At 61.6% G+C, this 12,671-nt stretch carries 10 protein-coding genes; 3 read left to right on the top strand and 7 right to left on the bottom strand.

Features of this window, described 5'->3' with window-relative positions; translation table 11 throughout:
* Nucleotides 1–29: 29 nt before the first annotated feature.
* Complete coding sequence (gene queA / locus B2J69_RS10725; protein ID WP_081139283.1) at nucleotides 30–1,100, bottom strand: tRNA preQ1(34) S-adenosylmethionine ribosyltransferase-isomerase QueA; 1,071 nt, start codon at nucleotides 1,098–1,100, stop codon at nucleotides 30–32.
* 105 nt (nucleotides 1,101–1,205) lie between these two features.
* Between queA and B2J69_RS10720 the strand changes: the two genes are divergently transcribed.
* The 3 genes from B2J69_RS10720 to B2J69_RS10710 all read left to right on the top strand — a co-directional run bounded on the left by B2J69_RS10720 (nucleotide 1,206) and on the right by B2J69_RS10710 (nucleotide 5,030).
* Entirely contained in the window at nucleotides 1,206–1,787 is a 582-nt protein-coding gene (locus B2J69_RS10720) for an ACP phosphodiesterase (RefSeq protein WP_081139282.1), read from the top strand.
* 130 nt (nucleotides 1,788–1,917) lie between these two features.
* A complete protein-coding gene (locus tag B2J69_RS10715; protein ID WP_081139281.1) occupies nucleotides 1,918–2,733 on the top strand; it encodes an inositol monophosphatase family protein in 816 nt (271 codons plus the stop codon).
* A gap of 341 nt (nucleotides 2,734–3,074) precedes the next feature.
* A complete protein-coding gene (locus B2J69_RS10710; RefSeq protein ID WP_081139280.1) occupies nucleotides 3,075–5,030 on the top strand; it encodes an acyltransferase family protein in 1,956 nt (651 codons plus the stop codon).
* 264 nt (nucleotides 5,031–5,294) lie between these two features.
* On the opposite strand, the gene proY is transcribed toward B2J69_RS10710, so the two are convergent.
* The 6 genes from proY to phoB all read right to left on the bottom strand — a co-directional run bounded on the left by proY (nucleotide 5,295) and on the right by phoB (nucleotide 12,668).
* Nucleotides 5,295–6,644, bottom strand: a complete 1,350-nt coding sequence (gene proY / locus B2J69_RS10705; protein WP_081139279.1) for a proline-specific permease ProY — start codon at nucleotides 6,642–6,644, stop codon at nucleotides 5,295–5,297.
* Between the two features lie 67 nt (nucleotides 6,645–6,711).
* Entirely contained in the window at nucleotides 6,712–8,031 is a 1,320-nt protein-coding gene (brnQ, locus tag B2J69_RS10700; RefSeq protein ID WP_081139278.1) for a branched-chain amino acid transporter carrier protein BrnQ, read from the bottom strand.
* 401 nt (nucleotides 8,032–8,432) lie between these two features.
* Entirely contained in the window at nucleotides 8,433–9,536 is a 1,104-nt protein-coding gene (locus B2J69_RS10695; protein ID WP_081139277.1) for a cobalamin-independent methionine synthase II family protein, read from the bottom strand.
* Nucleotides 9,537–9,699: 163 nt separating this feature from the next.
* On the bottom strand, nucleotides 9,700–10,632 hold the full coding sequence (locus tag B2J69_RS10690) for a PstS family phosphate ABC transporter substrate-binding protein (protein ID WP_081139419.1): 933 nt from the start codon (nucleotides 10,630–10,632) through the stop codon (nucleotides 9,700–9,702).
* Between the two features lie 18 nt (nucleotides 10,633–10,650).
* Entirely contained in the window at nucleotides 10,651–11,964 is a 1,314-nt protein-coding gene (phoR, locus tag B2J69_RS10685) for a phosphate regulon sensor histidine kinase PhoR (RefSeq protein WP_081139276.1), read from the bottom strand.
* Between the two features lie 14 nt (nucleotides 11,965–11,978).
* Nucleotides 11,979–12,668: a phosphate response regulator transcription factor PhoB gene (gene phoB / locus B2J69_RS10680; protein WP_081139275.1), complete on the bottom strand. Its 690-nt coding sequence runs from the start codon at nucleotides 12,666–12,668 to the stop codon at nucleotides 11,979–11,981.
* Nucleotides 12,669–12,671 lie beyond the last annotated feature (3 nt).

The raw sequence follows: 12,671 nt of genomic DNA, 5'->3' as shown, positions 1-12,671 counted from the left end.
TTTACGGCAGCGCCGTAAACCGGACGTCATCAGCCGCCGACTTTTTCCGTCGGCGCCTGCGGATTTTTGGTGATAAACATGGCGTCGCCGTAGCTGAAGAAGCGATAGGCTTCCGCCACCGCTGCCTGATAGGCCGCCATGGTGTGCTGATAGCCGGCAAAGGCGGACACCAGCATAATCAGGGTCGATTCCGGCAGATGGAAATTGGTGATCAGCGCGTCAATCACCTGATACTGGTAGCCGGGATAGATAAAAATCTGCGTATCGTCGAAGAACGGCGCGATAAGCGCCTCTTTGCTCGCCTGCGCGGCGCTCTCCAGCGAACGCACCGAGGTAGTGCCGACGGCGACCACTTTATTGCCGCGCGCTTTGCACGCCAGCACCGCGTCGACCACCTCCTGCGGCACTTCGGCATATTCAGAGTGCATCACATGCTCTTCGATGCTGTCGACGCGCACCGGCTGAAAGGTGCCCGCGCCGACGTGCAGCGTAACGAACGCCATCTCGACGCCCTTGTCGCGCAGCGCCGCCAGCAGCGGTTCGTCGAAGTGCAAACCGGCGGTGGGCGCCGCCACCGCGCCAGGACGGGCGCTGTAGACGGTCTGATAGAGCTCGCGATCCGCCTCTTCGTCGGGACGATCGATATAGGGCGGCAGCGGCATATGGCCGACGCTGTTGAGAATATCCAGCACCGCGCGGTCGTCTTCAAAGGCGATTTCGAACAGGGTGTCGTGGCGCGCCACCATGGTCGCCTTGACGCTCTCGTCATCGCCGAGCAGCAGCTGCGCGCCGGGCTTCGGCGCTTTAGAGGCGCGCACGTGCGCCAGCACGCGCTTGTCGTCGAGCATGCGCTCCACCAGCATTTCGATTTTGCCGCCGCTCGCCTTGCGGCCGAAGACGCGCGCCGGGATCACCCGTGTATTGTTAAACACCAGCAGATCGCCGGGATTGAGCTTCTCCAGCACGTCGGTAAACACCCCGTGCGTCAGCTGCCCGCTCGGACCGTCCAGCGACAGCAGGCGACAACCGCTGCGCTGCGCCTGCGGATAGTGGGCGATAAGGGATTCAGGCAACTCAAACGTAAAATCGGCGACACGCATGGCTAACTTCTTACTCAGGCATAAAAACAGGCGGCACAGTTTAGCGGAAAAGCGGCCAATTCTGAACAACTGGCTGCGCCTTCGCACTTCTGGCTATAATGCGGCATGAACTTTCTCGCTCATCTTCACCTCGCTCACCTCGCCGAAAGCTCGCTGCTTGGCAACCTGCTGGCGGATTTCGTGCGCGGCAATCCGCACCAGCAGTGGCCGACGCCGGTCGCTGACGGCATTCTGATGCATCGTCGTCTTGACGCGATGACCGACGCCCTGCCCGAAGTGCAGGAGGCGCGTCCGCTGTTTCGCGCGGAAACGCGCCGCGTGGCGCCGATTACGCTCGACGTGGTGTGGGATCACTTTCTCGCGCGTCACTGGGAGAGCCTCTGCCCGGATCGCTCGCTGGCGGCCTTCTCGCGCTTTGCCGAACAGCGCATCGTGCCGCAGCTGGCGGGCACGCCGGAGGGCTTTCAGGCGCTGAACGCCGTGATGTGGCGCGAGCGCTGGTTTGAACACTACGCCGAACCGGCGCGCCTGGCGCGCGTGCTGAGCGGCATGGCGCAGCGCCGACCGCGCCTCGCCTCGCTGCGCGACTCCTATCACGACTTCACCGCGCACTACGACCAGCTGGAGCAGCTGTTTTTCCGCTTCTATCCGCGCCTGATGGTGCTGGCGACCAGCAAAACGCTCTGAGCTTTTCCCGACTTGCCAGCCCTGCCCATTTACGGCTTAATGAAACCCTGCTTATCAATAGCGCGTCCGCGGCGCGCTATTTCCGGCGAATGATCGATTCAGCCGCGTGACAAACCATAAGAGGGAAAGGATGTCATCCGCTTCGCAAACTGAAACAGACGCGCGTTATCACCACGCGTGCGAAATCGCCCGTGCGGCTGCCAGCCGCGCCTATGCATGGTATCAGCAGCGCCAGCAGCTGGTGGTGGAACACAAGCGGGATTTACAGGATGTGGTCAGCGAGGCGGACCGCAACGTAGAAGCGCTGATTAAGACGCTGATCGCCGAGCGCTTCCCGGACGACGCGGTGCTGGGGGAAGAGAGCGGCGGCGTGGTCGAGGGCGCGCGCTGGGTTTGGGTGGTCGACCCCATCGACGGCACCGCCTGCTTCCTTAACGGCCTGCATAACTGGTGCGTGTCGCTGGCGGTGCTGTGCGACGGCGAGGCGCTGATCGGCGTGGTGTGCGACCCAAACCATCAGGAGCTGTTTCACGCCCGCGCCGGCCACGGCGCCTGGATGAACGACACGCGCCTGCAGGCGCACGGCGCGCAGCATCTCAGCGAGGGCGTGCTGGGCATCAGCAACTCCAGCCGCACGCCAGCCGCGCAGACCGCAGGCGTTATTCAGGGGCTGCTTGAGCAGGGCGGCATGTTTGTGCGCATCGGCTCCGGCGCGCTGACCACCGCCTGGGCGGCGGCGGGCCGTCTGATCGGCTACTACGAAGCGCATATGAACCCCTGGGACAGCCTGCCGGGCATCGTGCTGATGCGCGAGGCGGGCGGCGTCGTCAACGACTATCTGGCCAACGATGGTCTGAAGAACGGCAATCCGGTGCTGCTGGCCAACCCGGCTATCTATGCGCAAATTAACACGCTGCTCGGGCCGGATGCTGTCGCCGAAGCCTGACATTGCCCGTAAAAAGCGTTTGCCATGCGGAGAGTCTGCCTGCTCTCCGCGTCTGCGCCCTGCTCGCGTTACCCGCCTTTAGTCTGGCTAATCAGTCGCCCTTTTTTTCTTAATCGTTGCTGCACTGTTTTTTCAGTGTCGGTGCGAACTTTTCTATATTCGCGACGGCATGATTTCACCGCGCTTTTTTGACGTAACATAACGGCGTCAATCATCCCTTTATCATTATTTTTTTGTTTTTTTGCTTAATTCGGCGACTGGATTCGCCGATTTCTTTATTGGCGGCGCGTTAACGATACAAGCGGTATTCAATACGTTTATCGATACTCGGGGATCCGATAATGAAAACACGCTCTATACAGGGTTATCGTGCGGATATCGATGGCCTGCGCGCCGTCGCCATCCTGCTGGTGGTGCTGTTTCACGCGGGCGTCAGCGCCCTGCCCGGCGGCTACGCGGGCGTCGATATATTCTTTGTTATCTCTGGCTTTCTGATCGGCGGCATCCTGAGCCGTGATATCGCGTCCGGCCAGTTCTCATTTTATTCGTTCTATGTGCGACGCATTCGCCGCATCGCGCCTGCCCTGATGGTGATGCTGTTCAGCCTGCTGTTTATCGGCTATTTCCTGCTGTCGCCGCTCGAATATGGCCAGCTGGCGAAATACAGCTTCGGCGTCTTTCTCTCGGTGCCGAATATTATTCTGCTCAAGGGCAGCGATTATTTCAGCGCGTCGGCGGATTTAAATCCGCTGCTGATGAGCTGGTCGCTGGGGATCGAAGAGCAATTTTATGTCGCGCTGCCGTTTGTCTTGCTGCTGGCGGCCAGGCTGCGCCGATCCATGGCGGGGCTAGTGCTACTGCTGAGCCTGCTGTCGCTGGCGGGCTGCATCTGGCTGACGCCGCAAAACAGCTCGCAGGCGTTCTATCTGCTGCCGACGCGCGCCTGGGAACTGGGCGCGGGCGTCCTGCTAGCGCTGTGGAAACCGCAGCCGCTCAGCGGCCGCTGGGCCAATCTCTTTACCCTTGCCGGACTGGCGCTGACGGCGTATTGCGCCCTGACGCTCAACAAAAACGACGCCTTTCCCGGCTATCTGGCGCTGCTGCCGGTGCTGGCGGCCTGCCTGCTGATCGCGGCGCGCGGCGCGCTCAGCCGCCTGGTGCTGGAAAACGCGCCGATGCGCTTTATCGGCAAAATCTCCTACTCCTGGTATCTGTGGCACTGGCCGCTGCTGGCGCTGGCGCGCATCTGCAGCGACGGCCCGCTCAGCGTCTCGCAGGGGCTGGGCGTCAGCGCGCTTGCGCTGGTCGTCGCCTGGCTCTCATGGCGCTATGTCGAACAGCCGTTCCGCCGTCCGGTCAGAAAGCCGCGCAGCGTCATCCCTACCTACTGCTTAATGTCGGTGGCCGCGGCGGCGGCGATGGTGGGCCTGTGGGCCAGCGGCGGCATGACCTGGCGCGTCAATGACAAAGTGATCAGCAGCGAAGCCTATAAAATCGCCGCCCAGACCAATCCCTGCCTGCTTGATGCCGGCCCTAACCTGCCGTCGCAGGATAAACGCTGTCAGCCAGACGCCTCCCGTCCTGGCGTCGCGCTGGTGGGGGACAGCCATGCCGCCGCGATGCGCACCGCCGTCGCGCGCTACGCCGAGGCGCAGCAAAAACCGCTCTATCAGCTCACCAAAGCGACCTGCCCGCTGCTGGCGGCGGGGGTCACGCGCGCGGTCTACCAGCAGCCCGCGCACGCGAAGCAGTGCGCGGCGTTTAATGACGCGGTGATGAAAGAACTCTTGAGCGATCGCATCAGCGAAGTGGTGATGACCGCCTTCTGGGCGTCGGGCATTGAAACTCTGCCCGGCGCCGGTTATCGCGACATCAACCACCCTGACAAAGACAACCTCAGCGCCCTGAAACAGGGCATGGACGCAGTCATCGCTCAGCTGCGGCAGGCGGGCAAAAAAGTGGTGCTGATAGAGGACGCGCCGTCGCTGTCGCTGGATGCCCTGCGCTACAGCAACAACCGCAATATGCCGCTGCGCCGCGAGCTGAGCCAGTGGCTAAGCGACTGGAAAACGCTGCCGACGCAGAACGAACGCACCACGCGCTATTCGCTGCCGGAAGATGCGCTGACGCGGCTGCTGCGCGGCTATGAACAGCGCGATGTGCGCGTGGTGTCGCTACGGGAAAATTTATGCAACCGCAGCGGCTGTCTGGTGACCTGGCAAGGGCTGCCGCTCTACTACGATAACAACCATCTGAGCCCGCAAGGGGTGGAAATCGCGCTGGGCAGCCGCTGGTAGGCTACTAAAACAGACGGCTCGTAATCCATACGTGACAGGCAAAGCCCGAAGAGCAAAGCGTCCCGCGCCAGGGACAAAAACGCCGGGAGCGTTTTTGAATAACGCAACGCGTTAGCCCGGCTACGGGCGCACCTCAGGGATGAGGTGCGTAATCGCGCGGGCCGAGCTGGCAGGGATGCCGCTTTTTGCGTCTTTGCGATCGGGCTATGCCTGGCGCGCTGGCACGACGCTTCAGGCGGAAAGGCAATCCTTGCCGTAGCTAAATTAAGCTTTACGCACCAGCTTATAACCCGCCAGCAGCAGCACAATCCACACCAGCCCCACATAGAGCGAAATCCGCGTATCGGGGAAGTAGCCGATCAGCGCGATGATAAAGGCGAGGAACAGCACGCCGAACAGCGAGGTCCAGATGCCGCCCGGCACCGCGAACTGCAGCTTGCTCGCCGCCTCTTTGCCGATCTTGCGGCGGAAGGCGATCTGCGACAGCAGGATCATAATCCACACCCAGACGGTGGCGAAGGTCGCCAGCGAGGCGATCACCAGGAACACCTTCTCCGGCATCAGATAGTTGAGATAAACCGCAATCAGCATCGCCGCCATCATCACCACCACCGTCACCCACGGAATACCGCGCGCGGAGACCTTCATAAACATCTTCGGCGCGTGGCCCTGCTGCGCCATACCGTGCAGCATGCGGCCGACGCCGAACACGTCGCTGTTGATCGCCGACAGCGACGCCGTCAGCACCACGAAATTGAGGATCGAGGCTGCCGCGGCGATGCCGAGATGCTGGAAGGTCAGAACAAAAGGCGAGCCGTCAGTGCCGACCTGGTTCCACGGATAAATCGACATGATGACGAACAGCGTGCCGACGTAAAACACCAGAATACGCATCGGCACCGAATTAATGGCACGCGGAATCGACTGCGCCGGATCTTTCGCTTCGCCGGCGGTAATGCCGATAATCTCGATGCCGCCGTAGGCGAACATCACCATCTGCAGCGACAGCAGCATGCCGACCACGCCGTGGGCGAAGAAGCCGCCGTTGCTCCACAGGTTATGGATGCCGGTCGGCTGACCGCCGTTGCCGATGCCCCAGATAATCATGGCGAACCCGGCGACGATCATCACCACGATGGTGGCGACCTTAAAGAAAGAGAACCAGAACTCTACTTCGCCGAACACCTTCACGCTCATCAGGTTGACCGCGCCGATAATCAGCACCACGCTCAGCACCCATATCCAGTGCGGCACCTCTGGGAACCAGACGCCCATATAGATGCCGAAGGCGGTGACGTCGGCGATGGCGACGATCAGGATCTCAAAGCAGTAGGTCCAGCCGGTGATATAGCCCGCCAGCGGCCCGAGATAATCCTGCGCGTAGCGCGAAAACGAGCTGGCCTGCGGGTTATTCACCGACATCTCGCCCAGCGCGCGCATAATGATATAGGCCACCGCGCCGCCGATAATATAGGCGAGCAGCACGCTCGGCCCCGCCATCTTGATGGCATCCGCTGACCCGTAGAACAGTCCGGTGCCAATCGCCGATCCCAGCGCCATAAAACGGATGTGGCGCGTGCTCAGTCCGCGTTTGAGCTTATTGGTTTCTTGCATAACAACCTGTACCTGTGAAAAGAAAAACCACGGGCAAGCCCGTGGTCAGAGTAAACAGCTGTGGCGGTTACGAGTGAGCCGTAACCTGCTCGCGTCCTTTCACGCGATCCACAATCGCCGCGACCAGCAGCATCACCAGCGAAGGCGGCAACCAGGCAAGTCCCTGATCCGCCAGCGGCAGATGCTGGCTAAACGCCGGCAGCATATCTTTCAATCCGGTGGTTTTCACGCCGTCGATAATGCCGAAAATCAGGCTGACCAGCATGGTCGGCGCAATCAGTCGGCTGCTCTTGTTCCACCAGTTCAGGGTGAAACTCAGCACAATCAGCACGATGCACGGCGGATAGATCGCCGTCAGCACCGGAATCGAAATCTGGATCAGATGGCTCAGACCGAGGTTTGACACCACCATCGAGAAGAGACCCAGAATAAAGACCAGTGCTTTATACGACAACGGCAGGTATTGCGCAAAAAATTCCGCACAGGCGCAGGTGAGGCCGACCGCCGTCACCATGCAGGCGACGAAAATCAGCGCCGCGAGGAAGAAGCTGCCCATGCCGCCGAAGGTCTGCTGCACGTAGGCGTGCAGGATCGCCGCGCCGTTGGCGCTCTGCGCCACCAGCGCCCCGCTGCCGTTGCCGAGCTTAAACAGGCTCAGGTAGACCAGCGTCAGGCCGACGCCGGCGATCAGGCCGGCCAGAATGGTGTAGCGGGTCAGCAGGCTGGCGCTCTCAACGCCGCGCGAGCGCGCCGCGTTGACGATCACGATGCCGAACACCAGCGCGCCCAGCGTATCCATGGTCAGATAGCCGTTAACGAAGCCGCTGGAGAAGGCGGCGCGCTGATAATCTTCCGTGGCGGGCGCGGTGGTGCCCGCCGGCCAGATCAGCGCCGCGACGCCGAGCACCGTCAGCGCCACGATCTTCAGCGGCGCGAGGAAGTGGCCCACGGTATCGAGCAGCTTGCCCGGATAGAGCGACACGCCAATCACCAGCACGAAATAGATCAGGCTATAGATGAACAGCGGCAGCTCGCCATCGCCGGTCAGCGGCGCAATGCCCATCTCGAACGACACGGTAGCGGTGCGCGGCGTGGCGAACAGCGGACCCACCGCCAGATAGCAGACGGTGGCCAGCAGCAGGCCGGCGCCTTTGCCGATCGGCCTGCTGAGCGCGTCAACCCCGCCGCCGACGCGCGCCAGCGCGATAACGGTCATCACCGGCAGGCCAACCGCGGTGATCAGGAAGCCAACGGCGGCGGTCCAGACGTGTTCGCCTGACTGAATACCGACCATCGGGGGGAAAATAATGTTACCCGCGCCAACAAACAGGGCAAACGTCATAAAGCCCAGCGCGAGGATATCCTTCGAGGTTAAACGATGTGTCATACAACTGTATTGCCTGTTACGAGTGTTGCGGTGGAAGTTGGGTTTATGTTGTCCCCAGACCGCGCGTTGACAACGACTTAGCGCACGATGCCAGCGCATTGTGCTTGCCTTAATCGTGTCGCGCAGGTGAATTAAGCTGCTTTTGTTCTGTTCACAAGTGGGATGATACGACAACGGCCGTAAGTAGAACGTTTATAGCGGAGAAAGGCAATACGGGATCGGAAAACCAGAAGGTTATGACGGAAAACAGGGCAAAACCAGTGAATATCTCGGATATATCTCCGCAGGGCATCAGATGATGTGCTTATTTTTTCTCCAGCGCGTAAGAAATTTCAGCGTAAGTGCGCATCCTGATGCACAAAAGGCGCGTTTTACGCGCCTGTTTGCACAAGTTTACAGCATTACCACACCTGACCAGCGATATCGACCACCAGGCGGATCTTCGCCCACTGCTGCTCTTCGCTCAGGCTGTTGCCCTCTTCGGTAGAGGCGAAACCGCACTGCGGGCTGAGGCAAATCTGGTCGAGGCTAACGAATTTCGCCGCCTCCTGCAGGCGCGCCTTCACCTGCGCCGGATCTTCCAGCTCGCCGTTTTTGGTGGTCACCAGCCCCAGCACCACTTTCTGATGGCCCGGCTTGATAAAGCGCAGCGGTTCGAAACCGCCCGAGCGCTCGTTGTCATACTCAAGGAAGAAGGCGTCGATATTGACGCCGCCGAACAGGATCTCCGCCACCGGCTCATAGCCGCCTTCTGAAATCCAGGTCGAGCGGAAGTTGCCGCGACAGACGTGCAGGCCCACGGTGAGATCGGCGGGTTTGCCCTCCAGCGCCTTGTTAAGCACGCGAGCATAGGTTTGCGCCAGCTGCTCGGGATCGTCGCCGCGCTCGCGGATCTGACGCTTCTGATCTTCCGAGCAGAGGTAGGCCCAGACGGTGTCGTCGAGCTGCAGATAGCGGCAGCCCGCGTCGTAAAAGGCTTTGATCGCCGTTTTATAGGTTTCCGCCAGATCGTCGAAGTACGCCGCCAGATCGGGATAGACCGTCTCGTCGATCACCTTGCGACCGCCGCGGAAATGCAGCACGCTCGGGCTGGGAATGGTCATTTTCGGCACCGCGTCGCCCGCGACGCTCTGCAGAAAGCGGAAGTGCTCCAGCATCGGGTGATCGCGGAAGCCGAGCTTGCCCACCACGCGCACGCCGTGCGCTTTGGTCTGCACGCCGTTGAACTGAATGCCCTGATCGGCTTCGAACAGCTCAACGCCCTCCAGGCCGCCGAAAAAGTCGAAGTGCCACCAGGCGCGGCGGAACTCGCCGTCGGTCACCACCTGCAGGCCGTTGGCGATCTGCTTGCTCACCACGTCGCGAATCGCTTCGTCTTCAATGCGGGTCAGCGCGGCTTTGTCGATTTGGCCGGCGGCATACTGCTCGCGCGCGTTTTTAATGGCGGCTGGACGCAGGAAACTGCCGACGGTATCGGCGCGGAACGGGGCGGTCTGTGCGGTCATCTCTACTCCTGGCACCCTGACGATTAGTGACGTCGCGGGATAATTTCGCTAAGTTATGTGCAGCCATCTGGATGGCTAAACGTCTGCGTTGAGAGTGACACGGGCGCGCCCTGTGTGCAACAGAAGAAAATTCAGTGGAGATGAAATAAATTCATGTTAGCGCTTACTTCGCCTCAATAGCCTGCAATGCCTGCGCACGCTGCGCGGAAGAGAGCGGCAGATAGCCCGCCTCGCTGACGCGCTGCTGGCCCTGGGGCGACAGCACCTGATGCAGAAAGGCGTCCACCAGCGGCGGCAGCGGTTTGCCCGGCGCTTTGTTAACGTAGAGATAGAGCGGGCGCGCCCAGGGATAGCGGCCGCTGCGGATAGAGTCGGCGTCCGGCGCCACCGCCTCGCCCTGCGCGTCGGCCACGGCGAGCATCTTCACGCCGCTGAGATGAAAGCCGAAGCTGGCGTAGCCGATACTGCGCGGGTTGGCGGCAACCGCCTGCACCACGGCGGCCGAGCCGGGAAACTCCGCCACGTCGGCGCGGAAATCGCCGTTGCACAGCGCCTGCTGCTTAAAGAAGCCCCAGGTGCCCGAGGCGGAGTTGCGCCCGTAGCGCTGCAGCGGACGGCGCGCCCAGTCGGGCTGACGCACGCCGAGATCGCCCCAGCGCGTCGGCTGCTGCGTGGCGCCGCACAGGCGCGTGATGGAGAAAACCGCATCCAGCTGGCGCGCGGCGATCTGCGTCAGCGGATTGCGCTGATTGACCACCACCACCAGCGCGTCGAGCGCCACCGGCACGGCAAGCGGCGCATAGCCATAGCGCGCCTGAAACAGCTGGCGCTCTTCCGCCTGCATCGGGCGGCTCATCGGGCCGAGCTGCGCCGCGCCCGCCGCCAGCGCGGTGGGCGCGGTCGAGGAGCCGGAGGCCTGCACCTGCAGATTCACCCCCGGCGCGCGCGCGCTGAAATCCTCGCTCCACAGCATCATCAGCGTGCCCAGCGTGTCGGAGCCGACGCTGCTGAGGTTGCCGGCCAGCATTTCGGGCTGCGGCGCCGCCGAAACCACGGCGGGCGTGAAGAGAGAAAGCAACAGCAGCAAGGCGCGCATAACCGATTCCATTAAGGATTAATGGACAGCATTCTCCTGTAATCCCGCGCTGACGATCAACCTCGACGGCAGCGTAAAGGTAAAACAGGTCTCTTTATCGGGAATGCTGGTGATCTCCAGCCGCGCGTTATGGTGGCTGAGGGCGTGCTTGACGATCGCCAGCCCCAGTCCGCTGCCGCCGGTGGCGCGCGAGCGCGCCTTATCCACGCGGTAGAAGCGTTCGGTCAGGCGCGGCAGATGCTCGACGGGGATGCCTGGCCCGTTGTCGCACACCTTGAACTGCGCGCCCTGGCGGTTGCGTAGCCAGCTGATGTCGATGCGCGTGCCCTCGGGCGTGTGGTTTACCGCGTTATAGACCAGATTAGAGAGGGCGCTGCGCAGCTGATCGTCGTCGCCGAGCACCTTAAGGTGCGGGTCGGTATGAAAATGGATGCTATGACGGCCGCCGCTTAGCGTCTCCGCTTCGCGCTGCAGCAGCAGTAGCATCATCGGCACGTCCACGGTCTCTTTCATATCGATCGCCGGCGCGGCCTCGATGCGCGACAGCGTCAGCAGCTGGCGCACCAGGCTGTCCATGCGGCGCGTCTGCTCCTGCATGGTTTGCAGCGCTTTGCCGCGCGAACGCTCGTTCATCACCGAGTCGTTCATCATCTCCAGATAGCCCTGCAGCACCGTTAGCGGCGTGCGCAGCTCGTGGCTGACGTTGGCGAAGAAGTTACGCCGCGCCCCTTCCAGCTGATGCATCTGCGTGACGTCGCGCGCCACCATCAGCCACTGCCCTTCGCTGTAGGGCATCACGCGGAACTCCATATGGTGCTGGTTATTGAGGATCAGGGTGAGGGGCTTATTGAAGTCGCGCTGGCGAATATAGCGGGAGAATTCCGGGTAGCGCAGCAAATTGAGGATGTTCTGGCCGTTGTCTTCTGGCCAGCGCAGGCCGAGATGCTGCTGCGCCAGCCCGTTGCACCAGAATATGGTGCCCTCTTCCGTGGTCAGCACCACCGCGTCGGGCAGGGTTTCGGCGCCGCTGCGAAAACGTTTGATCAGGTTGCCCAGCTCGCGCCGCCGCCGCCGGTTGCGCAGCTGCATCTGATAGAGGCCGTAAAACAGCGGCTCCCAGCTCGCCTGACCGGTGGGCGGGGTCATGGTGCGATCCACCCACAGCCAGTGCGACAGACGCATCAGATTATAGAAGTGCCACAGCAGCACCGCCAGCACGCTGAGCAGCAGCAGCCAGGGCAGATAGCCGAAAATCAGTCCGATAATCAGCGCCGGCAGGCAGGCCAGCGCCAGCTCGGAGAGCAGTCTCTTCCAGGAGAGTCGTTCCAGCACGGTGGCAACTCCGTTTAGTAGCGGGCGGAGAAACGATACCCCGTTCCGCGAACGGTTTGAACCATGCGATCGTGGCCGGAGAGTTCCAGCGCCTTGCGTAAGCGGCGGATATGCACGTCAACGGTGCGATCCTCCACATAAACATTGGTGCCCCAGACGTGGTTCAGCAGCTGTTCGCGGCTGTAAACCCGCTCGGGATGGGTCATAAAGAAGTGCAGCAGCTTATATTCGGTCGGCCCCATCTCCAGCGGCGTCGACTCCGACATTACGCGGTGCGACGACGGATCCAGGCTCAGGCCCTGCATCTCGATCACCTCTTCCACCGCCATCGGCGAAATGCGGCGCATCACCGCTTTGATGCGCGCCATCAGCTCTTTCGGCGAGAAGGGCTTGGTAATATAGTCGTCCGCGCCCACTTCCAGCCCGCGCACGCGATCTTCCTCTTCGCCGCGCGCCGTCAGCATCATCACCGGGATATCGCGCGTTAACGCTTCGCGCTTCAGGTGCTTGATAAACTGAATGCCGCTGCCGCCTGGCAGCATCCAGTCCAGCAGGATCAGATCTGGCCAGGGCTCAATCAGTTTCCCTATCGCGCTGTCATAATCCTCGGCCTCAATGGGCTGGTAGTCGTTCTGCTCCAGAACGAAACACAGCATTTCACGGATAGGGGCTTCATCTTCCACAACCAAAATGCGCTTAGCCATTGT

It is taken from the genome of Pantoea latae (genome assembly GCF_002077695.1).
Lineage (GTDB): Bacteria > Pseudomonadota > Gammaproteobacteria > Enterobacterales > Enterobacteriaceae > Pantoea > Pantoea latae.
This window is presented reverse-complemented; position numbering and strand designations above follow the sequence as displayed.

What these genes read in the sequence shown, in the direction of transcription:
- B2J69_RS10695 (WP_081139277.1), bottom strand. Translation starts at nt 9,536, where the DNA reads ATGACCGCACAGACCGCCCCGTTCCGCGCCGATACCGTCGGCAGTTTC.
- B2J69_RS10710 (WP_081139280.1), top strand. Translation starts at nt 3,075, where the DNA reads ATGAAAACACGCTCTATACAGGGTTATCGTGCGGATATCGATGGCCTG.
- queA (WP_081139283.1), bottom strand. Translation starts at nt 1,100, where the DNA reads ATGCGTGTCGCCGATTTTACGTTTGAGTTGCCTGAATCCCTTATCGCC.
- proY (WP_081139279.1), bottom strand. Translation starts at nt 6,644, where the DNA reads ATGCAAGAAACCAATAAGCTCAAACGCGGACTGAGCACGCGCCACATC.
- B2J69_RS10690 (WP_081139419.1), bottom strand. Translation starts at nt 10,632, where the DNA reads ATGCGCGCCTTGCTGCTGTTGCTTTCTCTCTTCACGCCCGCCGTGGTT.
- B2J69_RS10715 (WP_081139281.1), top strand. Translation starts at nt 1,918, where the DNA reads ATGTCATCCGCTTCGCAAACTGAAACAGACGCGCGTTATCACCACGCG.
- brnQ (WP_081139278.1), bottom strand. Translation starts at nt 8,031, where the DNA reads ATGACACATCGTTTAACCTCGAAGGATATCCTCGCGCTGGGCTTTATG.
- B2J69_RS10720 (WP_081139282.1), top strand. Translation starts at nt 1,206, where the DNA reads ATGAACTTTCTCGCTCATCTTCACCTCGCTCACCTCGCCGAAAGCTCG.
- phoB (WP_081139275.1), bottom strand. Translation starts at nt 12,668, where the DNA reads ATGGCTAAGCGCATTTTGGTTGTGGAAGATGAAGCCCCTATCCGTGAA.